Source organism: Paenibacillus plantarum, from assembly GCF_013141695.1.
GTDB classification, from domain to species: domain Bacteria; phylum Bacillota; class Bacilli; order Paenibacillales; family NBRC-103111; genus Paenibacillus_E; species Paenibacillus_E plantarum.
Genome location: NZ_WHNY01000005.1, coordinates 1 through 25,576, shown reverse-complemented (window position 1 = coordinate 25,576; position 25,576 = coordinate 1). Strand labels below are relative to the sequence as shown.

General features: G+C 44.3%; 18 protein-coding genes. 1 reads left to right on the top strand and 17 read right to left on the bottom strand.

Translation table 11 applies throughout. The features are described from left to right. Positions 1-27: 27 nt before the first annotated feature. The 17 genes from GC096_RS01450 to GC096_RS01370 all read right to left on the bottom strand — a co-directional run bounded on the left by GC096_RS01450 (position 28) and on the right by GC096_RS01370 (position 24,511). The gene (locus GC096_RS01450; RefSeq protein ID WP_171628534.1) at positions 28-1,068 is read right to left on the bottom strand and encodes a hypothetical protein; all 1,041 of its coding nucleotides are present in this window, start codon (positions 1,066-1,068) and stop codon (positions 28-30) included. Positions 1,069-1,194: 126 nt separating this feature from the next. After that, the gene (locus tag GC096_RS01445; protein ID WP_171628533.1) at positions 1,195-2,724 is read right to left on the bottom strand and encodes a hypothetical protein; all 1,530 of its coding nucleotides are present in this window, start codon (positions 2,722-2,724) and stop codon (positions 1,195-1,197) included. After that, on the bottom strand, positions 2,721-3,470 hold the full coding sequence (locus GC096_RS01440; protein ID WP_171628532.1) for a glycosyltransferase family 2 protein: 750 nt from the start codon (positions 3,468-3,470) through the stop codon (positions 2,721-2,723). Before GC096_RS01440 ends, GC096_RS01445 begins: the two co-directional genes overlap by 4 nt. Next, a complete protein-coding gene (locus GC096_RS01435) occupies positions 3,463-4,923 on the bottom strand; it encodes an alkaline phosphatase family protein (RefSeq protein WP_171628531.1) in 1,461 nt (486 codons plus the stop codon). The genes GC096_RS01440 and GC096_RS01435 overlap by 8 nt, the downstream gene beginning before the upstream one ends. A gap of 1 nt (position 4,924) precedes the next feature. Further along, the gene (locus GC096_RS01430) at positions 4,925-5,893 is read right to left on the bottom strand and encodes a lysylphosphatidylglycerol synthase transmembrane domain-containing protein (protein WP_171628530.1); all 969 of its coding nucleotides are present in this window, start codon (positions 5,891-5,893) and stop codon (positions 4,925-4,927) included. Between the two features lie 178 nt (positions 5,894-6,071). Further along, positions 6,072-6,833: an ABC transporter permease gene (locus GC096_RS01425; RefSeq protein WP_171628529.1), complete on the bottom strand. Its 762-nt coding sequence runs from the start codon at positions 6,831-6,833 to the stop codon at positions 6,072-6,074. Further along, on the bottom strand, positions 6,830-7,573 hold the full coding sequence (locus GC096_RS01420) for an ABC transporter ATP-binding protein (protein WP_171628528.1): 744 nt from the start codon (positions 7,571-7,573) through the stop codon (positions 6,830-6,832). The genes GC096_RS01425 and GC096_RS01420 overlap by 4 nt, the downstream gene beginning before the upstream one ends. A 185-nt stretch (positions 7,574-7,758) precedes the next feature. Then, positions 7,759-8,571 (bottom strand): COG3650 family protein, encoded by an 813-nt coding sequence (locus GC096_RS01415; RefSeq protein WP_171628527.1) that lies wholly within the window; start codon positions 8,569-8,571, stop codon positions 7,759-7,761. Positions 8,572-8,659: 88 nt separating this feature from the next. Then, positions 8,660-9,697, bottom strand: a complete 1,038-nt coding sequence (locus GC096_RS01410; RefSeq protein ID WP_171628526.1) for a peptidylprolyl isomerase — start codon at positions 9,695-9,697, stop codon at positions 8,660-8,662. A gap of 74 nt (positions 9,698-9,771) precedes the next feature. After that, the gene (locus tag GC096_RS01405) at positions 9,772-12,102 is read right to left on the bottom strand and encodes a golvesin C-terminal-like domain-containing protein (protein WP_171628525.1); all 2,331 of its coding nucleotides are present in this window, start codon (positions 12,100-12,102) and stop codon (positions 9,772-9,774) included. Between the two features lie 351 nt (positions 12,103-12,453). After that, positions 12,454-13,917, bottom strand: coding sequence for a response regulator transcription factor (locus tag GC096_RS01400; protein WP_171628524.1), 1,464 nt, complete (start codon positions 13,915-13,917; stop codon positions 12,454-12,456). A gap of 21 nt (positions 13,918-13,938) precedes the next feature. Continuing rightward, entirely contained in the window at positions 13,939-15,723 is a 1,785-nt protein-coding gene (locus GC096_RS01395) for a sensor histidine kinase (RefSeq protein WP_171628523.1), read from the bottom strand. A gap of 165 nt (positions 15,724-15,888) precedes the next feature. Beyond that, entirely contained in the window at positions 15,889-17,427 is a 1,539-nt protein-coding gene (locus GC096_RS01390; RefSeq protein ID WP_171628522.1) for an extracellular solute-binding protein, read from the bottom strand. Positions 17,428-17,512: 85 nt separating this feature from the next. Beyond that, entirely contained in the window at positions 17,513-18,373 is an 861-nt protein-coding gene (locus GC096_RS01385; protein ID WP_171628521.1) for a carbohydrate ABC transporter permease, read from the bottom strand. Next, positions 18,367-19,227: an ABC transporter permease gene (locus GC096_RS01380; protein ID WP_171628715.1), complete on the bottom strand. Its 861-nt coding sequence runs from the start codon at positions 19,225-19,227 to the stop codon at positions 18,367-18,369. Before GC096_RS01380 ends, GC096_RS01385 begins: the two co-directional genes overlap by 7 nt. Positions 19,228-19,442: 215 nt before the next feature. Further along, the gene (locus GC096_RS01375; protein WP_171628520.1) at positions 19,443-21,728 is read right to left on the bottom strand and encodes a glycosyl hydrolase family 95 catalytic domain-containing protein; all 2,286 of its coding nucleotides are present in this window, start codon (positions 21,726-21,728) and stop codon (positions 19,443-19,445) included. Between the two features lie 26 nt (positions 21,729-21,754). Beyond that, a complete protein-coding gene (locus GC096_RS01370; protein WP_171628519.1) occupies positions 21,755-24,511 on the bottom strand; it encodes a cellulase N-terminal Ig-like domain-containing protein in 2,757 nt (918 codons plus the stop codon). Positions 24,512-24,800: 289 nt separating this feature from the next. Here GC096_RS01370 and GC096_RS01365 point away from each other — a divergent pair, with 289 nt between their 5' ends. Then, positions 24,801-25,511, top strand: a complete 711-nt coding sequence (locus GC096_RS01365; RefSeq protein ID WP_171628518.1) for a polysaccharide deacetylase family protein — start codon at positions 24,801-24,803, stop codon at positions 25,509-25,511. Positions 25,512-25,576 lie beyond the last annotated feature (65 nt).

The window sequence follows — 25,576 nt, the reverse complement described above, 5'->3', positions numbered from 1 at the left end:
ATCTCAATTTTTGGGTTGACCTAACGGTTAAATCCACTTTCTTTTGCGAGCAAACCATACGGCCCCGCCCAGTATAACGATAACTCCACCAATCACGGATACGCTGACCCATGGATTCGTTTTGTCTGTGCGTTGCATAGGTGCATGAGCGGCTGCTTCTTTTACAGGCTCAGCTTTCACGGCTGTACTAGCTGTCTCCGTAGCTTTAGCAGGTGCTTCTACTGTTGCAGTAGGCTTAGCAGCTTCGGTAGTCGGTGTTGGACTTGGACTCGCTGATGCTGATGCAGATGGTTCAGGAGAACTTGTCGCAACTGTTGCCGCTGCGTCTGGTGCCTTCGTCTCTACTGGTTTGGCCTCCGTTGTTGCAGCAGGCTGATCTTGCTTAGGGCTAACTTCCGCCTTCACAACGGGTTCTGTCTTTGTCGTCTCTATCGGCTTAACGGTAGGCGCCGGTGTACTTGTGGCAACTGGTGCTGGTGCACTGTAGGCTTTATAAGGAAATAGCGGCTTTACCTTACCAAAGATAAAATCAACCTTTTCCTTAAATACGGCAGGTTGTACAGGCTTCTTCCCTACGCCGAACAATCCTGGATTACCTAATGCATCAAGAGCAGCATCAAATGCTTTATCAATTTCCGCTTTACCTGATCCCATATAAGGCTCTAGGGTATCATAAGTTGCTTTGGCCTTAGCCAATAGAAGCTTTGCTCCCGCATAGTCATCAATTCCTTGTCCAGCATAGGTAAAGCGGCGATCTAAGTTCATAACGAGGACAGCTTTGAAATTAGAAATGACTAATTTATTATCCTTAGCCTGGAAATTCGCATCTAACGTAGTTCCAACTTCTTCACCAAAGTGTGCTACAATTTCAGATCTTCTCTCTTTGTAGGCACCTTCTGCTGCTCCCCAATCATTTGCACCATCTCCAATACTGGTTTGCACCAGTTTAAAGGTTTCTGCTACATCTTCGGTATTCGCATCACCATAAGAGTAGGCCAGCGCGGAAGTCGGCAAAATTAATAATGCCGCAAACACAAGAGTCAATCCGGCTAGTAGCCATCTTTTCATATCTTCACCCCTGCAAATGAATTCGATCTTCAATGTCATTGATAATGATAATCATTGTCCATTTTTATGTCAACCTTTATTTTACAATTTGATCACACACTGTTCATCGTCCGTTCATAGTGGCAACTAACGAACCCATTCAAATAAAGTCACGTGTCCATAGGCAGGGTCAAACAGCGTATCGGATGTAAACTCGGCAATCTGTTTTAAATGCGATTCCACCGATTTCCCCTGAGCCGCAAAACCTTGCACAACATGATCGGTTAGAAAAACGCGTCGATCCGAATTTGCTCCTGCTAATGATTGAAAATACCCATACGTATAGATGCGCTCATGTTCGTAATCTGCTTGTAAGTACTGTAGGACTCTCGTTTCTTCCCATGTAAACAGGATGAGAGGTTCCTGCAAGCTATTCATATAGTCATGCAGCTGATAAATCGCTGGTTCGTCCAAAGCCTGCCTTTTTAATAGCTGCGAGCCATAGAAAACCTGTACGACGATGAGACTAATGAAGAGCGTGTAAAGTAACTTTGGTGCTAGTCTCAACAGACGCGACTTAGGATCTGAGGCTTTCACTGCACCTGCCGTTCGAATGATATAGACATATAGGAGGCATAAAATTGGCGTAACGACCGGAACAATATGTCGAGGTTTTTCAATATTTTGACCTATTAACGCCCATATGGAATAAAGAACAGCACAGCCGACCAACCAAAGTAAGTAGTGCCTGTTCTCTTTATTAAGCTGCTTTGGAGATGCGACGAATCCTCGCACGACCAACGTTATGACAACCAAAATCGCGAGACTCATGCCAATGAGAATGGAACCACCAAAAAGGGCAGAACCTAGCAAATTTTTCCCGAATAGCTGGATGATTCGGTCCCCCATGGGCATCGGCGTTGAGATCACGCCACCGCCCCACTCAGAGAAATGTCCCTCTACGAAAGCTAGGGACAACTTCCAGAAGCCAGCCACATTTCCTTCGGAAAGTACCAAGCCGGCTACCCAAATCAATTGAAACAGCCCTGCTGCCAGAGCTGAACCTCCTACTCGGAGCCATCTCCTCCAACGGGTAGCCCCCTGCTGCCAAAGCGAATACCAAAGGGGAACTAAGGCTAAACCATATGGAAAGAAGGATAGGCGTATCCCCATTAAGAAGCTGAACATCAGCAGCGCTAGCCCGTGACGCATCACGGCGTGCGGACGATCCATCGCAAAGCGGATACTCCAAAGAAACCACCACAGCATGGCCATGCCTGCGCATTCCGACATGGGACGCGAGGACATGAGCCAAATGTAGGGGCTGCTTAAAACGAGTGCGGGCAGCAAAAGGCTCTTGATGCCGCTGCCCGTCAGTCGATGTGCCAATAAAAACATAGGAATCGCAGAGCTTAAAGCTGCTAAGGAATTGAAGACGGATAAGGCTATAGCGGGATCATTCATCCATTGGTTAATAAACCAACCACCCAGGATAAAGTAAGGATATCCAGGAAAATGAGGCTGCATGGCCAGTAAATCATACCGATGCAGTGCGAGTGTGAAGTCCACCTCGTCCCATGTACGCACATAAGGACTCGCATATAGCAGACTAAGGCAGATCACACTGGCTATAACCGCAGCTGCAAAAAGCGCCATTACTAACGCGTTACGTGTCATAAGCTCGGTTCATCTCGATGCATTTGGACAGTGGCCTGGCGCTTGCGGGAGACGGGACGTCTCATTTCTTTGTAAATCGCTGGAATTACGGAAGACACATATTGTCTGAACTTGATGAAGGATTGGCCCTTGGTCCGTACTTGGTACGAGATCGGAATCTCCTCTAAACGGTAGCCCTGACGAACCAGATTAATCGTGAGCACCTGGGCGTAATTGTAGTCATGGATAATGACGGCGTTCTCCATGGCATCGCGCGAGAATCCGCGCATACCTGACTGGCCGTCATAAATCCATCTGCGCAGTAGGATCGCCTGCAGCAGGGTAAACGTATAGTTGCCTAAGCGGCGATGCAGCTTCATCCCTTGAATGTTGCCTTTGAAGCGTGAGCCAAAGGTGTAGTCCGCGCGCCCGCTGATAATGGGCGCAAGGACGTCCGGGATTTGCTCTGGCGGATACTCATTATCCGCATCGATCATAATGCCAATGTCGCCGCCGAGCAGGCAGCATTGCTTCAGCCCTTCGCGAACGGCTGCGCCGAGCCCCCGATTGTGCGGAAACGACACAATGTGGTCGGCCCCCGCTTCGCGCGCAACTTGGACGGTGAGGTCCTTGGACCCGTCGTCGATTACGAGTACTTCCACCTCATACTGCGGGTGAAAATCTCTCGGAACGCGGGCAATGACCCCGCTGATATTCTCTTCTTCATTATGTGCAGGCATGAAAACGATGATTTTTTTCTTAGTCATGATGTTTAATAGCCTCCGTTAGAACAGGTCCACGACTATGGCTTGGGAAGGGTGCTCCCAGCAAATAAGCCAGTGTCGGCGCCATAGAGACGAGTGAATGCTTCTCATCAATGCGGCGGCCCGCTTCGATGGTCGGACCGTGCAGGAAGAAAGGCACATAACGCTCGCCTTCGTCGAGATGTCCATGTCCGCCAATGCCGTCTGCTTGACCATGATCCGCACAGATGATCAACGTCGTGTTCGCCATCATGCCGCGCTCTTCGAGCCAACCGACGAACTCTTCAATAAGTTGGTCCGCTTCGGCAATCTTTTGCGTGTAATCATCGTAGAGAACACCTCGGCTGTGACCTGTTTGGTCAACTCCAATTAATTGGGCAACGAGTAGGTCAGGATTTTGCTCTGCCATAATCTTCTTCGCTCGCTCGATGATATTACGATCTGCCAAATCATTGTGCATGACAGCCGTCACACTCTCCACATCGTCTCCCATGGAGTCGATCAAGTGTGCAATGCCCAGCAAGCGACCTTTTTTGCCCACTTTACGCAGGGAATCGAAAATACTCTCAACCCGAATACCCAACCTCCACACCATATTGGAGCGAATCCCATGCTCACGTGGATATGTACCTGTAAACATCGAGGAGAAGCAGACAACGGTACGCGCTGGATATACGGTTTCCATTTGCGCATATTCGGTGCCTTCTGCTCGCAGTTTCTTCATAAATGGGGCATTCGCTTCCTCAAAGCGTTCTTTGCGCATGCCATCCACAACGATAACGATCACCTTCTGGTTCAATGCTTTACTGCCTGCTTGTACAGGGCTTGAATCACGTGTATACGTTGGAATTTCTGATGGCTTCCAATCGAATAAGTTACGGTGCAGAATGAAACTGTAGATCAACAAACCGCCTGCAAATAGCAGCCCTGTACCCACATCAGCCGAAACATCCGCCTTGAATTGACCATAATAATGACTCCATACAAACAGCAACAGCAGAAACTTAGGCATCTGCTCCTGCGCATTGCCGCTTGTAGAGTCACTATTCTTCAGGACAAGCTTCCAGAAGCGTGTGAAATTCCACCAGGTCGTTCCAATTCGCAAATGATAGTAAAACGTGCCCCAGAAATAAATCGTAAAGAAATAAAACAACCCTAACGCCAGCACATATAGAGTTAGTTCATTTCGTTCCCAAATAAGAAGTGCGGCAATAAGTGGCAACCATAAATAATTGCGTAAAAAGAGCGGAAAATCGAAGCAATAATATAGTACAAATAGAGGCATGGTTATCACTAGCCCTAGACCCGCCGCGCTCCAAAAGCTAGAATCAGACCATACACCGATATGGTACAGCAGAAAAACGCCGACAACGAAAATTGGTGTAAACGGTTTCCCCTCATTCAACAGATTCCAACAGCGTGCTGCAACAATCTCAAAAGATGATGCCTTTTTCATATTAATCTTCCTTCCGCACTTTGTTATAGGATTGTGATTTAGTTTGACTTGTGACTCGGCTAATCCAAGCTTTCATTTCTCGAACGTGCAGCGGCATCCGCAACAAAGAATAGCCACCTAACGCATAGGCAAATAGAAATTTAAACGTATGTGACAATAGCGCCGCTCGATAGGCGTCTTTCCCATCCACACCCAATAAGACAAGTGAGCCGCTCATCGTACTTTCATAGGTGCCAATGCCCCCAGGTGTAATATGAAAAATTTGCCCAGCAATCGTCATGCTATTGGCCCACACGAGCGAAAGGCTTCCTAATTGCAAATTAATAATTTGGGAGACTGCGATAATGACCCCCGCTTCTAGCACCCAACTGAATGTGATGAAGCCCAGAATGGCGAGCCCTTTGCCCGAAAGCATTTTAAGATGAAAATAGGCAGAATGTTTGGCGACAAATGGGAATTTGCGAATCACAGGTAAATAATGTGCCGTTGCGAGAATCGCTGTGCCAGATGCCAGCAGCGTCACCCACATCCAAGAAGAAGGAAGACCCATGCGGACGATACCAATGCCTCCAATGACCGCCAGCACAAGCATATCCAACAGGCGCATAACCGCTACGGAATGGAGTGCATCCTCCCATGACTTTCCGCCATTTTTCATTAATAAACCGGTTCGCACCCCATCTCCCACCTTGATCGGCAGCACATGGTTTACGAGCAAACTGTAGCTAATCGCATGAAAATAGACCGCGAATTTGACATCTTGTCCCGCGTAAATTCGCCAAGCTGCCGCTTTGAGAAGAAAGGAAGCTAGGTAGGCGATTACCATGAAGACCAACCATTTGGGCTGGTGGAAGAGCAGTCCTACATCACGAAGCCATTCCTTCGAATCGAACCATTGCCATGTGATAACAATGGAACAAACGACCAGGAAGATCGCTATAGATTGGATCATTCGTTTCTTTGTCAGCATATATGTTGAGACCTTCTTTGGAATGAAGTTAAATACAATCATGAGAATGAGAATCATGGTCAGTATAGGCGGTTTACACCTTTACGTCAATCGAAGATTTACCAGCATGTATAAAAAACCTGAGGGCAGCAATCTCTCAGGTTTCTTGTTCTGTCTATTTTATGCAAACACTAACTACTTATCTTCCGTCGTGAAAAACCTTTAATTGCAGCTGTTCCGAAAACACTAACTTATAAATGAGGACACTTAACAGTATGCTAGTAATTGCTGCGGAGCCGGTAAAGGAGAATACGATTAAAATTTGATAACGCACAGCTTCCACTGGCTCAGCTCCAGCCACGATCATACCTGTCATCATCCCTGGAAGCTGAACAAGCCCTACTGTCTTCATGCCGTCAATGGTCGGGATCATACTGAATTTAACCGCTCGTTTCCTAACGTCTTGCAGTGCCTGTCCTGCGGAAGCTCCAAGTGATAATAGGGCCTCAATCTCGCCTTTCGATGCAAGAACTTCTCTTTTGAGTTGAGTAATAAACAAGCCCGATACGATCATAGCATTTCCGATGGTCATGCCGCTTAGCGGTATGATGTATTGCGGTGTGGCTTCAATGAGATGCAGCCCCAGAAGCATACCCATCATAAGAATCTCCACAGTCATGATCGACAAGGCGATTCGCCATAGAATGCCAGGCATGCCGCCGCCGCGTTTAGCCGCATTCCAGGAGGCTACAGAAATCATAAGCGTGATAATGAGCATCAAGTACACAACATGCTGCGATTGAAAAATGTAATGCAGCACATATCCAATAAATAATAATTGCAGAGTCGATCGTATCGTGCCAATTGCGATCTCTTTTTCCAATCCAAGCTTCTGCCAAAATGATATCAACATCGTTGCGAGTATGAATAGTAAGGTAAAGCTAAGTGACAACATCGTCATAATTGAACCTCTTCTTTAATTAACCCTATAAATTTTCTCGCTGCCTCTGTAGATGGCTCGCTAAAGAAACGCACTGTTGGCGCATCTTCAAGTATCGTATTGCTTGACATAAACCATACACGTTCACTCGAACGCACCGCTTGTTCAAGCTCATGCGTGACCCCTATCAGAGTAGTTCCCTCTTTCTCATGCCACTTCTGAAGTAATTGCTCGACAGCCCTTGTATTCATCGCATCTAAGGAAGATGTCACTTCATCTAGAAGAAGTACTGATGGGCGCAGTAGCATAGATCTAATTAAAGCAATCCGCTGCATTTCTCCACCAGACAATTCACGGGCATTCTTTTGAAGATCCAACTCGCTCAGTCCCGATGTCTCTAGCAATTCATCAGCTAGCTTGCTTTCATATGATGTGCCATGCAGTCGGCTTGCTGTACGCAAATTGTCCTCAACGCTCCCAGGCAGCATGACCGCTTGCTGAGCAACATAGCAAATTCGTTTCCGCCAGTTTCGTGCCCCAACCTCTTGATAGGAGGCTCCCTCCAATAGCATCATTCCTTCATCTGGTGAGCTCAGTAAGGCCAAGGTACGTAGAAGTGTACTTTTCCCTTGCCCTGATGAACCGATAAGGGCGATACGTTCCGCTTGCTGAATCTGTACTGTAATACCCGAAAATAGGTAAGGAGATTTGGGATTATCCTGATTATATGAAAGCTTAGCTAACTTATTTAGTTCAAACATAATGGTATCCTTTCAGGTCCGATGAGATCTTTACTCATTGTAGCACTTGCTCCAAATGGGTCAATACATGAACAAGAAAGGAAACCAATCGTTTCACTTGTTGAGAAAACGGGAGTGACAAAAAAACAGTTCAATCATGGTCGTATCTGACCATAATTGACTGTTCCATGTGGGGAGCGTTTATCTTATTTTAAATGCAATCCTTCTCTATTCTCATACGCGATATCATCCATGTTAATTATGCTTGTACCTTCTATTTTTGCGTTTGTATCCATTTCAACAGCATCTGACGGATTGGGATATTGGGTACCATCATGTTTCAGTTGAACATAGTGGGAGGCAACACCACCGCCAGACACTTGAAGTATGAGATTATTCCAGCCATTCGCTTGTTCCGTACTTACGATAATTGGATTACGGATTAAGGTAAACTTTTGAAGAAATTTGAAAGTGTGATCTTCCTGTTTGAAAAGTAAACCGGTATCTCCGCCCGATCCACTGGTATAAGGTCCCGTCAATTGAACGAATACCTCCTCATTCCCATCGCCATTTAAATCAATATGATTGTAGTAGTATTGGGTTTCTTTCGCGTCCTTATCATCCATTTCAAGCGTCGTCATGATCGCCTTTTCCAGATCTGCGTTTTTAACCATTTCAGGTTTCAGCACGTGAATGTCGTTATTTTTTTGTGCTTGTGATTTGTCAACATATACCGTGTTCGTTTCGCTGTCCCATTCCACCTTTTTACCTAACGCCTCTGAAATGGCTCTAACTGGAAAATAAGTCGTCCCATCCACGTTGAATGGCTCTATAGCAGCGCCTGATTCATCTACCAAATTCAGACTTTTATCTCCCACATTTATTTTAATATCGTTAAATGTAACTTGTAACATTTTGGTAAATCCCCCAGCGGATACGCTGCCCACTCCTGCCATTAAAGCTAAGGTAAAACATGTACCTGCTACGATGCCTTTTGCTGTGTCTTTGTTGAATCTCATTTCTCTTTCCTCCTGTAAGTGCTATCTGTATGTTGTATAGAATTTAGACGGGCAAGCTCGTATTATAGTTCAATAGGAAAGTGAATAATCACTGCGCGCCTAGGATCTTGAGGCCATGATTAAAAACCTTATCAACGACTTTCACTTTCGCATTTTTAATTGTATGTTGAACCAAATCCTCATACTTTTCTTCTAAGATTCGGTCATTTACTTGTTCCTTAACTTGGTCATACTCTTGAAACCCTCTCTCTTTACTCTCCATACATTTAATTATCGTTAACGTATTATTTTCTTCTATAATGTCACTTATGTCACCAACACTTAATTGTTGCGCTTCGATGAGTAATTGTGGATTTACATCATAATCCGTTTTGGCTGTGGTTTCATTAAAAGTTTGTGTTCCAAACACAATGTCTTTATCGTTGCTTTTTAGCTTTTCAAAGGAATCAGCCTGCCCTAAACTTCTTTGCAATTCTCTCATGATCTCGTCTGCATGCTCACTCTTCTTCATGCTTATCTTCTCTACTTTTATATCATATGACTCCCTAAAATATTTTTCTTTTAACTGCTCATAGGCATCTTTCAACTCATTTTCTGTCATCTTAAACTTCTCTTTGCCAAGTATTTTCTTAAGCTCTATAACATCATTAGTAAAAATGTGAGAAAAATATTGATACTCGCTATATTCGACTGGCCCGTAGATGACCTGCTTATTCTCGACAGCCGTCTTTCGCCTGTTATTTTCTTTTTCCAGCTCATTCAGAAAGGATTCATAGGTCATATCACTGACCACGCCATATTGTTTCATCAAGATTTGCTCTGATTTTATTCGTATCCATTCCTTTAGTGTCAAACTTTTGGCGTAGTCGATTGGTTTTTCATTGCCATACCTAGTAGACCAAAAGTCTTGATAATCTTTAACACCATACTTATTTGTAAAATAGTTATATGTTTTAGCCACATAGTTGTTGTTCATAATGAGCATAAATTCGGAAACTCGAATCGGTTCGCCATTAACGGTTGCAACGATTTGGTCATCTTTGATTGGTTTACTGTAGAAAAAAGCCGTGCAGCATAACAGTACGACGATAATTATGAACCCTTGTAGGATTCGTTTCTTGTTCAAAGTGATCACTCTCCTATGATCCTTCTAGGTAGATTAAAATAAGAGGTTGATTGCTAATCAACCTCTCCTAACCACTAGTATTGTCTTACAAATTTCACGGCATCTTCGCGGGCTGAATTATTTGATCTCGTATTTTTGACATAACCGCTAGAACCAGCATTGAAGTTGAATACGCCTAGATCAACCCATCCGGATGTGCCCAACGTATAGTTGACATACTGTGTGGAAGTTCCGCCATTATAGACAACATCAATCTTGGCATTCGTGTCACTGGTTGGATATACAACTTTATAGATATAGACTCTGTAGTCTCCAGCCTGCGGGATCGTAGGCGTCCATTTTGCATATGCGCCTGAATCCTGCCAGTTGTACCTTGTTCCTGTACCTTTGTAGCCGGTTAGAGAACTGTTCAGCCAGTTGCTTCCGCTTTCCGAATAGTTCGCATCGCCATTATCAATAATAATGTCTGATGCGATGTTGGATTCATAAGCGCCTATATCAGGTTGTCCCGTGTACAACGGAGTTCCCCAGAAATCTTTGCCTCCATTGTTCGCAATGATCAAGCCCGTGTTAATAGCTGGCGAAGTGGCTTGCAGCTTATAACCACTAAGTCTGTTTGGATCACTAAAATTAATATTCGTTCCACCAGAACCTGGGTTAACCAGCTTCGGATCAGCTGTAATCGCATTAATAACGGCAATGTCCGCGTCCGCTGTTGGAGAAGGCGCAGCCATGCCATAAAAAATATTCGTATCAAATACGGAGGTTTCTATTTTTCGGAGATCGAATCCACCACTTCCCAAATTATAGAAGATGTTATTATAAAAACTTGTTGATTTGGGAATGCCGTAGAAGTTTCTAACTTCAATCATTTTGGCAGTCGAAGCACTGTCCAAATAGAAGGTGTTATTGTAAAATTGGGCATTCGTAATATCTCCCAATAAATTAATTACTTTTTCTTTGTCATTTTGACTGATATTGTATCTGACGATTGTAGTATCATTATAAGAACTAGCCCCGGGATCGATAACCAAGATAAATCCGCCACCATTATCATGACTATAGTTGTATTGGAAGATACTCCGATTGTTATTGAAATCGCTGTCAAAACCATTTGCATCCAAGTTATTCGGAAGACGCACTGTGTTATAAGCTTCATTGTATTGAACAACCGCATCGTCCGTATACCAAGTCCATATTGCAGCGTTAGCATTGTTAGCCCTAGCAGAGGTGTCCTTTGCAATATTGTATTCGACCAACGGCGCCTTACTCGTTTTGGCTACGATCCCATCTCCACCGATATCTTCAACAAAATTGTTTCTGATTACTACACCTGTACTGTACGTTTCATTTGGGTTCCTAAGTATAATTCCGGATCGGTCGACCGACTTGACGGTATTATTCTCTATCTGGATATCATTGAACTTCGAGGAATCTGCACTTGTCACAAAGTAAAAGATACCAACGCCCTTATGTGGATTAGAATTGTCGCCTTTCACATTATGCACATAGCAATCTTTAACATAAATATGATTCGCGGTTCCATAATCTTCAAGTTGTATATAGATCCCGAATCTTGTAGCAGCTGCTGGTGCGTCATTCATAACTTCCAAATTGTTAATTTCCCAATATTGTTGGTTATATAGTTGTACCGCACCCGCATTGGTTATGCCATTCCCATCTACAATAGGTTTATTGCCGGTTCCATACTTATTAATAATAATCGGATTACCAGCACTTCCGGATCCCAATGGCTTAAGCTGCCCTGTCCAGTAGCTTCCTGATTTAAGCAGGATTGTTGTACTTGGTTGATAGGTGTACACATTCACTTTATCTAGCGTTTTCCATGCCGAACTTTCACTTGTTCCGCTATTTGCATCATTTCCATTAATGGAATCAACATAGTAAGTACCCACAGGCGCATAATTCACTACGGGTACATATACAAATTTAACGGCATCTGCACGGGTATAAGAAGTCGATTCTTTCGTGATTTGTACATAGCCTGACGTTCCGGCAGCAAATGGGTACGTACCTAAACTCACCCAACCAGAAGAACCTGTAGTCCAATCTTGTTCGGTTGAAATGGTTCCACCATCATAGACGACATTAATATCAACGTCATTGTCCCCTGTGCTATTAGTAACCTTATAAATAAATACTTTATAGTCTCCAGCTTCTAAAATAGTGGGGCTCCATTGAGCCTTGCTATTGCTTACATTGGAATATCTTGTTGAACTACCGTTATATCCTGTTACACTACTGTTGTTCCAAGTGCCTATTTCTGTGTAACCAGGGTCCCCATTATCAATAATGATCTCGGCAGCGAAACTAACCGCAGCGAGAGAAAAAAATAAACATGTAAACATCAAACATTGAAATACGATTTTCTTAAACTTACCCATAACATACATCTCCTTCGTTTATTTACTAAGTGATTCCATTCCTGCATCAAGTTATTATTGAAGAAATTTCAATCGGAACTCTTATCCCCAACTCCTTCCGCCTCCCCCTTTAACTCTCCACACAAAAATTTGTCGACGCTTTCAATTATCTGCTCATATCGGAGAAAGGAACTGTTTTTACACACTAATCATATTTAGAAAGCGCTTACGATATAAGTAACAGATTTAACTATCAACAGTAACAAAGTTACTCACTTATTATACCCTGCTGTGTTAAAGCGACTTGAGAACGCAAAAAGGCTGCTCAAGCTAACCGACATGTCGGGGCTCAAGACAGCCTTGATTTCTTTTTTATGCATCCTCCGTGTCTAACGGTTTCTTCCGCTCTGCCTTTTTACTTTCACGGAATTCTGACGGGGTAAGCCCTGTCCACTTCTTAAACTGCTTAAGGAAATAATTCATATGAACAAAACCTACTTGCTCACATATTTCCGCTACGCGCAATTCCGTCTCCGCCAAACAATAGCAAGCCCGCTCGATTCGAATACGTTGTACATATTGGATAAACTGCTCGCCGGTCTTCTTCTTAAACAAACCACTCAAATACTGCTCGCCCATATTTACGTATTTAGCCATCCCTTTGAGCGTAAGCTCCTTATCATAGTGTCTGTTCACATATGCAATGATTTTATTTATCTCAGGATGATCCGTAAGGGTTTCCTTCATCCGATGATTAGAATAATGGTGAACCCGATCTACGATCTGTTCCAATGCTTGCCTATGACTTTCGACTGCCGCCCAAACCGCCTTCCCTGCAGGAAATTGATTCGATAACCTGGCAAACGCCCTGTCCAGACGGTCAGCAGCTTCCTTGACCATCACCACAGCCAGTTGCCGCTCTTTGAAGTAATCCCATAGCGATTGCAAAGATTTCTCGCATTCCACCCACTGTGCAGCTTCGAATTGCGACAGAATGAGAGACTCCTTTTTCCAAGCCAAGTTCTCAAGCTGCAACTCCCTCATTGTTGGGATGGAGGGATCCAGATCGTACCAGATACGTCCGATGCCTTGAAGCAATGACTCCCATCCCGCTTTCAACTCATCAGATGTCAACCATGTCGTAGAACATACTTCCGTAAGTACTGGTGTTATAGGAATATAGCGTTCATCCGACCAGACTAATACAGTCGTAATTCCCCAATTGATAAAAGGATGTACGAGTAATTTGTCACGGCAGTTCATGTCGAATAGGTTCATAATCCGATCATTCACTAATGAGGCATTATTGGCAGAACCAACAAATAGGCGAACATAGGTGGGAAGTCGAAGTAATTCTTCTTCATCCTCCTTTTGCTCCATCTCCTCTAAGCCATGTAGAGATCTCCAAATGTTATGATATAAGTTAAACATAGGCGCTTTCGTTCGTTGATCGCGCTTCTTGATTAAACTATGTTTTATTTTTAGCAGGAGCCCTTTCAACTCTTCCATATCCATAGAGGCTTTGAGCAGATAGCCAACAGCTCCATACTGGAGCGCAAGTCTCGCATATTCAAATTCATTCACACAGGTAAGCATGATGAACTCTGCCTCATGACCAGCTTGTTTGGCCGTTCGAATTAACTCAATTCCGTTCATGATAGGCATCATAATGTCGGACAACACCACATCCACATGGTGGGCTTGCATGAATTCCCAAGCCTCGTTTCCATCCTCAGCTTCTGCCACTACCCTGAACCCTAATGACTCCCAATTGATGGCTTGCCGAATAGACCGGCGTACGAATGGTTCATCCTCCAGAAGCAGTAGGTTCCACATCGCTTGTCCCCCTTTTCTTTATCAAACATCAGTTTCTTCAAGTTGATAGGGATTAGACAACAACAAAGGTACAGTGATTTGAACATGCATCCCTTCCTCTTGCGGAATCAGTTGCAAACTGCCGTCCTGCTTGTAGAGGAGAGATAAACGCTCTTTCAGGTTGCTTAGACCGATTCCTTTACGAACTCGGTGTACATCCGCTTGCTGTTTCTGCATACCCACACCATTATCTTGAACATCAATAATAAGAAAGCGATCCTCGCATGCCACTTTGACCTTTATAATGCCCCCCTGCTTACGGTATACAAGCCCATGCTGGATGGCATTCTCGACAAGCGGCTGTAGACTTAGCTTCGGTACTAGCGCATAGTCCAGACCAGCCTGGACTTCATATTGTACCTCAAAACGGTGGTCGTACCGAAACGTTTGAATATAGACATAGGAACGCAATAAATTCAATTCATCATGCAGAAAAACCAGATCCTTATCTGTGTTCAGGCTGCTTTCCAGCAGTTTGGCAAGCGCTTTGCACATTTCCGCTGTCGTTTCATCACCGAAATTGCTGGCATTCCATTTAATCGTGTTGATCGTGTTGAGTAAAAAATGCGGGTTCATCTGGTTCAAAAGCATTTGAAACCGAATCGATTCCTTCTGTCTCTCTTCTAATTTGAGTTGCCCAATCAAGCTTGTGACATCGTCGACCATCCCATTAAACGCGCGAACAAATGACAAAATTTCACCCCTATGCGGTTCCTCGGACAGCTTGATATTCATCCTTTTCTCCGCAGCTTCCTTCATCCTAGCCTCCAAGAGCCGAAGCGGACGAGTCAAGGTGGATAGCGTCAAGAAGGAGATGCCTATGAAAAACGCAATAAACAGCAGGTAGGTGCCGAACACCCGTTGCTTGAGTGCTTGAATATCGCCAAAGTAGAAATCCAGTGGAAACTGACTGACAACATAACTTGAAATGGAAGGAATGTAAATAGCATTAAAAACGAATGTTCCAGACTTATCTATGATATAAGCATTCGGCGACAATTTCGCCTGATTGAGAATTTTTGATGTAATAAGTGGATTCATGACGAACCCCGGGTTCGATTGAGAAATAATGGCGCCCTGCTGATCCAATACATAATAGTTTTGCTTGATCTGAATACTGTTTGCCGAATTTCGCAACCACCCATCGATATCGATGCTCGCTCGCGCGCGCAGCCATTCTCCTCCAGTAGCATTTGAAAGCGAGTATAAGGATAAAACCTTTTTGGTCTCGGGCTCCGACTGCAGACCGTTGCGCACTTGTTCAAACTCCCACTTCAACAGTTGACTTCCGATTGGTAGTTTAGCAGTTAGCTCGTCAGCCAATTGAGCATGTAGTGGGCCTTCATTGTTCTCGGCATGCGGCAAAGATGTGTATGCATCACCGTTCTCTTGGACAAATGTATATTGAATAAATACACTATTCGGTAAAAATGTACTTTTCATTGCATCCAGTTTTTCCTCGACAATGCGAGATGATTCTGCTCCCGGTACGTTATGAGCTCGGGACATCAATTCCCGAATGCTGGTGTCTCGCTCCAGCTGTAAGACCGAATTCAAGGCGGTTCGACGTACCTCTTCAAGTTGGAATTTCATTTGGCTTAGCTGAGTAACGTTCTGTTCACTAATTTTCGCTCCAATAATCGTTTCTATTTGATTGTAATTATGAATTTGTAGAATGGAGAAAGGAAAGAAAATCACTACTAGGAAGCTTAGGAAAATGCGATTTTGCAATTTGGCTGGCCATAGTCTTTTAATTGTTTGAAACATGCACTTTCCCCTTTCGAACTTCACCTCATTCAACGTGTGCCTTTAGAATTATCTTAGCATGTCCCCCTTTGTCGTGAAAGATAATCTCCTCACTCACAACATTTACCAGTATTTGCTTCTGAATGAAATCCCCCATTGCAACATGCACAATGGGGGATCTTCATTTTATTTCGTGAGCCCAAGATCCTTCGCTTGCTTGGTCACAGCGTCGGTATAAACCTTATAACTAAATGTACTTTCTAAAGTAGCAAGAAATTTACTGTAATCCGTGATTGGTGTTTTATCATAAATGAATTTCGTTAATTCCTCCTGAATGAACCGCTCTGCATCGGCTTTGTTGTAACCATTCGGCATATCGATAAACTTGTCAATGACCTGCAATCGCGGCAAGTTCTTTTCAAACTCGATATACTTCGCTTGCCCCGGGAATTTGGTTTGCAGGTAGGCAAGTTCTGGTCGGCCTGTTAATTGATAAACGAATGTATATCCGCTTTCCTTTAGGCCTTGATCCGTAATGGTAATCTTATCGCCATCGGCCTTGTAGTGAACATCTTTGAGTCCGTAATCTACCAAGCGGTTGCCTTCTGTTGTCGAGACGTAATTGAGCAGCTCAATGATTTTATTGATTTTCTCTGGTTGTTTCTCTAGTGCCTTCGGGAATGCAAGCATCTTGCCTGTTGAAGCGATATCGACTTTACTAACATATTGCAGTCCGTTAGGTCCTTTCGGTGCGGAGAGCTGTACCCAATCAGCATTCGGATTTGCTTGCTTCCAGATCTTAACCGTCGCCTCTTTAATAATACCGCTCCAGCCATCGAAAATAATGCCGATCTTCCCTTGGAATGCCTTATCTTTCGAAGTATTAGGCTTGTTACTCATAAATTCAGGATCAACAACGCCGGCGTCAATAAATTTTTTAACTGTCGTTAAAGCATCTTTCATGGCTGGATCATAAAGTGAATTAACAATTTTATCTTTATTCAAAACCGTTAGCGTTGCAGCACTTGCCGTGACGCCGTAAGCTCCAAAAACAGGACCAAATGTATCTATGCCGACCCCCGTAATGCCGAGTGTATCCTTCTTGCCGTTTCCGTCAGGGTCATTCTCGGTAAATGCCTTCGCCACATTAAACAGTTCATCGACCGTAGTAGGCACAGCCAAATTTAATTTATCAAGCCAGTCCTTACGAATCCAATACGTATTCGTTGCAAATCCAGGTGCCTTAGGCAGCGCATATTGCTTGCCGCTTACAACCCCCTTCTTCACATCGTCTGCACCTACGAATTTCTTATAATCGGTCAATTTATCGAGATAGGGCCCCATATCAAGCAATACACCGTTCTGGGCGTACTGCTGAACTTGCTCTTTCATAAGCAGCATGACATCCGGAAAGTTTCCACCTGCCATTCTCGTGTTCAGTTTGGCCAAATAATCGCTCGTATCCAAGGTCATCGTCAAGTCGATATTCAACTTCTTATTCAATTCATTCTTGACGAAATCATCCTTTGGAAAACCAGGACCATCTGCTGAGGTGACCGTCTCATCTTGCATGATTTCAATCTTCATAGGAGCCGCGGACGGTTTGCTCGACGCCTCCCCCTTTGATGTTGTTTCTGCTGAAGGACTGGTGTTCGAACATGCTGCTAGCAAACTAGTGGATAGGATAATGGCTACTACTGCATTTTTTCTCATATGTTTTTTCATGTTACCCCTTCTTTCATGACTATTATATATGTGAACGCAACGGTTCGCCCTCTCTTAGCGCGAAAATAATGCGGTACACAACGAATCATCCCTTGACAGCTCCGATTAATACACCTTTTGTAAAGTGTTTCTGTATAAACGGGTACACCATGAGTACGGGCAGACTGGCTATGATGACTGCCGCCATTTGCAAAGTCGGCGTTGGTACAACGATATCCGTTGTATTTTCGACGGAATTGCTCAAGAGCAATAGTTTACGTACAACGATTTGCAGTGGATTTAAATTCGGGTCGGTGATGTAGATAACAGCCGAGAAAAAGCTGTTCCAATTGGATACGGCATAGAATAACCCGATGGTCAACAACGAGGGCACGGACAACGGAACGACGATACGAAACAAAATCGTTAAATCGCTAGCGCCATCGATTCGTGCGGACTCGAACAATTCCTCAGGGAGTCCTTCGAAAAATGTTTTCATAATCAAAAGGTTATACGTTGCGACTGCGCTCGGAATGATCAACGCCCATAGGGTATTTAACATACCTAAGGATTTGACCAACAAATAAGTCGGTACTAAGCCGCCGCCAAACAGCATTGTAAATACAATCAGTAACAGTATAGCCGATCGGCCCGGAAGCGATTTCCTACTCAGCGGGTACGCACCAAGCATTGTAAGCAACAAGTTGATCCCTGTCCCTACTGTAGCCGTAAAGATGGAAACCAGCATCGCTTGCGGCAACTCTTTGGTTTGAAAGAGATATTTGTAGGCTTCAAACGTAATGGATTTAGGAATAATCAGAAATCCTCCGTTTTTAATAACTTCGCCATAAGGCGTCAGTGACATCGATACTACGAATAACAGCGGAAAGAGACTTATAATTCCTACGAAACCAAGAATCAAATTAATAGCTGCACCCGATACACGTTCCCCGCGACTGACTACCATATGCTTCCACCCCATCTCTTTGCAAGCTTATTGGCGCTAAGTACAAGCACCATGCCAATTACTGATTTGAACAAACCTACTGCAGCTGCCAAACTGAAGTTCAGCTGCTCTAGCCCTGTACGATACACCCAAGTATCGATGATATCTCCTACAGAGTAGACCCGAACATTATAGAAAATATAAATTTGTTCAAACCCAGCGTCCATAACGTGTCCCAATCTTAAAATCAAGAGCAAAGCGATAACGTTTGCAATTCCAGGAAGAGTAATGTTCCAGATTCTCCGAAGGCGTCCCGCCCCGTCCATCATAGCCGCTTCATAAAGCGAAGGGTCAATGCCGGCTATCGCAGCTAAATAAATAATCGCTCCCCAGCCAAGGTCCTTCCAAACATCCGTTCCGACCAGAAGGGAACGAAACCAATCCGGCGAACTAAGAAAAGGGATTGTGTTATGCCCTAGATCCCCGATCCAGCGGTTGACCAGTCCGTTAGTCTCGGAAAAAAACGCCAAAGCAATTCCATAAACGATGACCCAAGACAAGAAATGAGGCATGTAGCTCAACGTTTGCACCCATCGCTTCAAGAAAACGTTCCGACACTCATTCAGCAGGATGGCCAGTATGATGGACGGCGCCATGGTAAATACCAGCTTATAGCAACTGATTAACAGTGTATTTGTGAGCAACTGCGCGAAATAAGGCGAGTCAAAAAACATCTTGAAGTGCTTGTACCATGGATTAGCCCAATCGGATCCGCCAATCCCTGACATAATACTGTAATCCTTAAATGCGATGATAACGCCATACATTGGCACGTACTTGAAAATGATATACCACGCCACCAGTGGCAAAAGCATGATGTAGAGCACTCTATTCTTCCATAATGTTGCCAATTACAAGACCTCCTTTATTTCTTGGCTGTAACTCAATTATCACCTATAAGGCTCCTAGAAATAAGGAATAGATTTACTCATCATCAGTAACAAATTTACTTACTTCCAGCTGAATAATTGAGATAACAACGCCTAGACACGAAGAAACCTCTGCCTTCTTCAGGCAAAGGTTCTCTGTATTAAAACAAAAGGCGATACTGTTCTCCAGGTTGTGTGTCAAACGCCAGTGTCCCATTTACGATACTAATTGGAATTGACTCCTTCGCACATTGTACTTCAATCCCCGCTTCAAAAGCGTACCTTACCCGGCAGCGGCGACCCAGCTTGGAATGGATGACCGCCTTATCAAGAACACTATCACTCCAGTGAAGTTCTAACTCAAATCCGTTCCTCGCACAAATACCGCGAATGCTTCCGTTCGCCCATTCAGCAGGAAGCGCAGGCAGTAGCCGAATTTCGTCTTCATCACTCTGCATAAGCATTTCTACGATGCCTGCCGCCGCCCCGAAATTTCCATCGATTTGAAAAGGCGGATGGTTGTCAAAAAGGTTGTTATGCGTCGAGTGGGTAAACAGCGTCTTGATATACTGGTTGGCCAGTTCTCCTTCTCCCAAATGCGCCCATAAGTTAATGATCCAAGCGCAGCTCCAACCCGTATGTCCGCCTCCGTGACTAAGTCTTCTATTGAGCGTAGTTCGGGCAGCATGGAGCAAATCTGGTGTTTTGTAGCTAATGCTGTGCCCCGGAAATAAACCGAACAAATGTGAAATATGCCGGTGCCCTAGCTCTGTCTCCTCATGATCCATAAGCCATTCTTGCAGTTGCCTGAATTTCCCGACCTGCATCGGAGGCAATTGTGAACGTTTCCGAATGAGCAGCTCCCTGAAATCATAATCCAACCCAAGCTCCTCGCTTGCCCGGATACAGTTTTCGAACAAATCGTCTATAATTTGAACAGCCATTGTTGGACTCATATCGAGTGCAGTTACCATACCGTCTGCAGCTAAAAACTTATTCTCCGGCGATGTTGTCGGACCAGTGACAAGCCATCCGTAAATCGGATGCTCGACCATGAAATCAAGATAAAACAGGGCTGCTTCCTTCATGAACGGATAAGCCCTTTGCTCCAACAGCTCGATATCGCCTGTAAATAGATAATGATCCCAATAATGCCTACTTAGCCAAGCTGCTCCTTCCTGCCAGAGCAGTGAAGAAGTTGCCCGAAGCGACGTATTAAGCCAAGGATTCGTCCGCGTGCTGAGCACCACTCCGCCGCAGCCGTAGCGCTCTTTGGCAGCCTTGCGTCCTGGCTCAACGAGTGTATCCATGAGATCAAACAACGGTTCGTGCAGCTCGGATAGGTTGCACGTTTCGGCATGCCAATAATTCATCTGCGCATTAATGTTTATCGTATAATCCGAGAACCAAGGCGGTGTAAAGCTATCGTTCCAAATGCCTTGCAAATTAGCAGGCAGGGTTCCTTTCCGTGAACTGGCAATTAACAGATAACGGCCATACTGAACATACAGTGCCGTCAAATAGAGATCATCCTGAACGAATTTCAATTGGGATAGACGTTCATTTGTTGGAAGCTCTTGGTACCGGTCCGCACCCAAATCGATATCCATACGGTGAAACAAGGATTGGTAGTCGCTACTATGATCCGTCTTCAATTGTTCCCATGATTTCATGCCCGCCAAATGAAGCAGCGATTTGTTTACTTCTAGAGGGTCCTTATGGCGGTATGTCGTATTTGCGGTCACATACACCGTAATGGCCTTGCATTCCCTGAATATGACGGAATCACTTGTTGAATAACATATTCCCCCTTCGGAATGCACTTCCACACTTGCATCGAATTTCACACCTTCGTACTCACATTCGCCACGAAGAGCCAGCCCGCTTGCGCCATTCTGATATACACTTGCTCCAGATTCACGCTCCATCCGAAGACAGCCGCTTAGAGAAGGGGTATCACTGGCTTCCAAGCGAATTACCATAACTTGATCAGGGTTGCTGCAAATAACCTCCCGCGTATAGCAAGTTTCTCCTACATAGAAGCTTGTTCTACAGATGGCTTGGTCGATATCCAATTCTCTGTGATACTTCGTTATATCCCTAGGAGGCAAGTCCAATTTGATATACAGATCTCCCAACGGTTGATAATTGCCGTAATACGGGTTAAGCGGTGTTCTCATCGATTGTTCCGCCAACTCATGCGCTGTGCGGTAGTCTCCTTCAAACAGCAAGTTTCTAACTTGGTCGATCGTTTGCAGCACACTAGGGCTCGCGTCGTAATGCGGCTTACCCGACCACACCGTTTCTTCGTTCAGTCCGATTCGTTCCTCATGAATGCCTCCGTAAATCATACCTCCGATTTTGCCGTTTCCTACCGGTAGCGCGTCCGTCCATTGTTCAGCGGGACGATCATACCAGAGACGCCAATGTGCCTTTGCATTACTCATTTCTTTATACCTCCTATGCCGATGTCTTATAGTTCTGAAATAATCTTTAACTTTGCCACTTTCTTAAACAATCCATATCCGTACGAAAATTCCAAACCCATGCCTTCCGGAACAAGGTACACTCCAGTGAAATGCATACTGTCTTGGATCTCTTCTCTTAAACTTAAGCAATCACATTTGCCTGAAATCGAATCCGTCACTTGTATCGTTGCAGTTTCTACTTTTTCACTATCCATATGAATAGGTGCCCTTAAGCGGACTTGAATCCATTCCCCCACTCTTGCTCGGGCCTTATTGAGCGAAATCTCTATGTCATCTCCTGCGCTATATGCAATGGAACAATTCCAAGCTGAGTTGAAAGCAACCCAGCCTTCAACATATCCCGGATCTGCTTTTGGTTTAAAGGGGTATGCCGATTCTTTCGGAGAAGCGTCAATTCGCCCGGGAACATCACCAAGTCGACCATTTCCAGCAACTTCATGTTTGGAGAACCATCCTGAATGAGCCCCTTCGATATCTCTTTTCGCATCGTAAAAGAACATTCTGCCATAAGGATTACGTCCGAACATATGATCGATTCCTGCAATGCCAATTTCTTTCAGCCGTCCGGCCACTTGTGGGTCGTCGATAACTCTGGCAGCCGCAAACATTGCTGCCTGAATCCCCGCCTCACTTCCTGGCTCGTTCATAAGCGCCGTTATTTGAGGGTCATTGGACTTGGCGTATGCCGCTCCTGTCCAAAAATCCTGCTCATCGCCAGCAGAGACAGAAGATGCCATCCTCATATCCCACATGTTTGCGGAGCGCGCGATCATTTTTTTCGCCCAACGATTGATTTCAGTTATCAATTTTGCCGGCGCCTGTTGCGGGTACATCTCCTGAAAGTAAGCTAGATTTTCCATGACGATGTGCTCACTCATTCGTTGACCTTTGGAATAATAAGGACTTGCTATATCAATATGGTCAAGTATATATTCACAATTTCTATAAGCTGCCTCGAAATACAGCTCCTCTCCGCCAAGTCGATCCCGTTTGACTACTTCGTACATCAACAGGTTCGGGACGATGGCATGCCCAGGTGGGAAAGAACCCTTAATTCCTCCACATGCAGTCTGAACCTCCATGAGGTTATATTTTTCACCTGCAATGTCGTACCATTTCAGCGTATTTGTCTGATCGGACGAAGTCCACTCCTCGATTGTAAAATCTCTGATTCTTACGTATTCCTCCTCCGACACATACGCCTTAATATGAGGAAACATATAGATAAAATAAGATAATTGCTCCTTAATGAGAGGATGTAAAGCATGCGAATGATTCACCTTCAAGTCATAATATCGCTCTGCAGCGAACTTCATCAGCCAAATAATATCCGGCTCATTCTGCGTTTTCAAGTTCTCAAACATCGTCAGATCTAATTGGACAATGGTTCGCGACATGTTGTCGTACAATGACGGATTCGACATATATAACATTGCCAGAGAGCCTAGTTCAAAAGAAAATTGATGGCTGTCGCGCCAGGCAATACTAGTAAGCCCAGGAAGCCAGGCATCATTCCTAGCATGGTTCATGAAAGCAAGAGCAGCAGGAACGGATACGCGCTGGATCCAACTATTTGCCACTGTAAACGTATACGATACAGCCCCGCCCGACTCCACATAATACATACTTTTGCTATCGGGATTCAGGTTTGAAAAATCTGCGAGATGATTGACGACTTTTCCTGTATAAACCGTTTCATTTGTCAGGGCATCCTTGATAAAAAATGGTGTTTCGTCAGGGATATTCACAATCGTTGCTCTCTTGGCTCTACCTATATCGTATCCGGATTGATTAACAAGAACAGCGACCGTTTCTGTATCCGCTTCACTCATCATATTCGCAGCGGCATCCTCCGCTGCTTCCGTCCGAACTAGCTTAATGGCCGACGCATAGGTATCCGTCTCAGACAATACCTCCAAGATGACCCCAAAACCTGTGTCCCCAGATGCACGCACAGTTACCAATTTTTCCCAACCGCCTCGATAGTGCTTTTCCTGGCTGAGTTCCTTGACCCAAAGACCATTCAATGTTTGAACCGAATATTTTACACTTGCCCCGCTGCTATTCCCGTAAGGCATCCAAACATACACAGCAAAATTGCCCTCTTCTTGTGCAGATAGCATTGGTGTCGTTATGAACCATTTCACGGAATCTCCCCGTGTCGAAGACATTCTGGTCCTGCTTTCACCCTTATAATTCTCAAGTAGTGCATCTTGCCAGCATCCCGACTCCGTGTATGTGGCGGTTGTACAGTCTAGAATTTCACCTGCCATATTAAAAAAATCTGGGGACGGAACTCCTTTAGCTGATGAAGGTTTACTTATAAATTCACCCATATTAGCCAAAATCCTCACTTCCTCGGTGAGTTCCAGCATAATCGACGTCCCCCGTGTACATCCGTTCTGCGAGATCAATTTGATATACTCGCTGCCATCAGCTCTAAACATATACCTACCTAATTCTGTCCAGCCCTCTTCACCAGCAGTTGAAGAAGTTGTTGCCCAAGTGCTGGTACCATCATGAATGATTTCATAGTGCTGTTCCCCGAATGCCTTGATTACGTAAACGGATACCTTATAGACACCAGAATTTTCTAATCGTGGTACAAAAAAGAGAGAGCTTCCAGCAGTTATTGAGTAAATTGTATCTCTTTCCCTGTTCCCTCTGAGCTTGGACGGAAACCAATTTCCTTGGATGAGACATGATTTATCCCAGCAATCTATCATGATTGAATAATCCAATGTTCAAATCCCCCCTGCTACCAAACATCGAACGTTCTTACTCAGCTTTCTCCTTGATTAAAGGCTCCAAGAACGCTGCAATTCATGTGCGTTTGTTCGAGCACTCATTTGGTTGTAATCCATTATGACCTATGAATTGCCTATAAAGTAAGGAATAGATTTACTCATCATCAGTAACAAATTTACTTACTACTCACCTAATTAGGAGGTTAATGGAAAGTTAGGATTGACAGTGATTTCTTTCGATGATACGGTCGGAGAAATACGCAAGAAGTTAAGGAGGATGTACATGTTTAACGGAAAAATGAAGGCTGTTACATTCAGCTATGATGACGGTGTGACCCAAGATATACGTTTGATTCAAATCTTTAATAAGTACGGACTTAAAGCAACTTTTAATCTTAACTCGGAACTCCTTGGATTGGACAACGCCCTTATCAGGGAAGGACAAACCGTTAATCATACCAAAATTCAAAGAGATCAAGTAAGAGAAGTTTACCTCGGACATGAAGTCGCAGCGCACACCTTAACTCACCCACTTCTTACTCAATTGGATGAAACCGAGATCGTGAAGCAGGTGGAAGAAGATCGTAGAAATTTGGAAGCAATCGTGGGATATGATGTGGTTGGTATGGCCTATCCAGGCGGGGGCGTGAACAACAATGATTACGTTGCGAATGTCATAAGAAACCAAACAGCCATCCAATACGCAAGAACAACAACATCTACCTATCATTTTGACCTGCAAGACAACCTATTTAGATTTAATCCAACTGTTTATCACCATCAAGAATGGGGGCAAATGGAGAAGCTTGCGGAAGCTTTTATTGCCTTAAAGCCTGATAAGCCGCAAATTTTTTATATATGGGGGCACAGTTATGAATTCGATATCCATAATTCATGGGATAAATTCGAACAGTTTTGTCAACGAATAAGCGGACATGATGATATATTTTATGGTACGAACCGCGAGGTTATCTTGCCAGATTACATAAAATAATCGCCCATGCTGGGCGCACAAAAACACAAGCAAGGGCGGCGCGCGACGGCCGTCGGGGCCGCTTT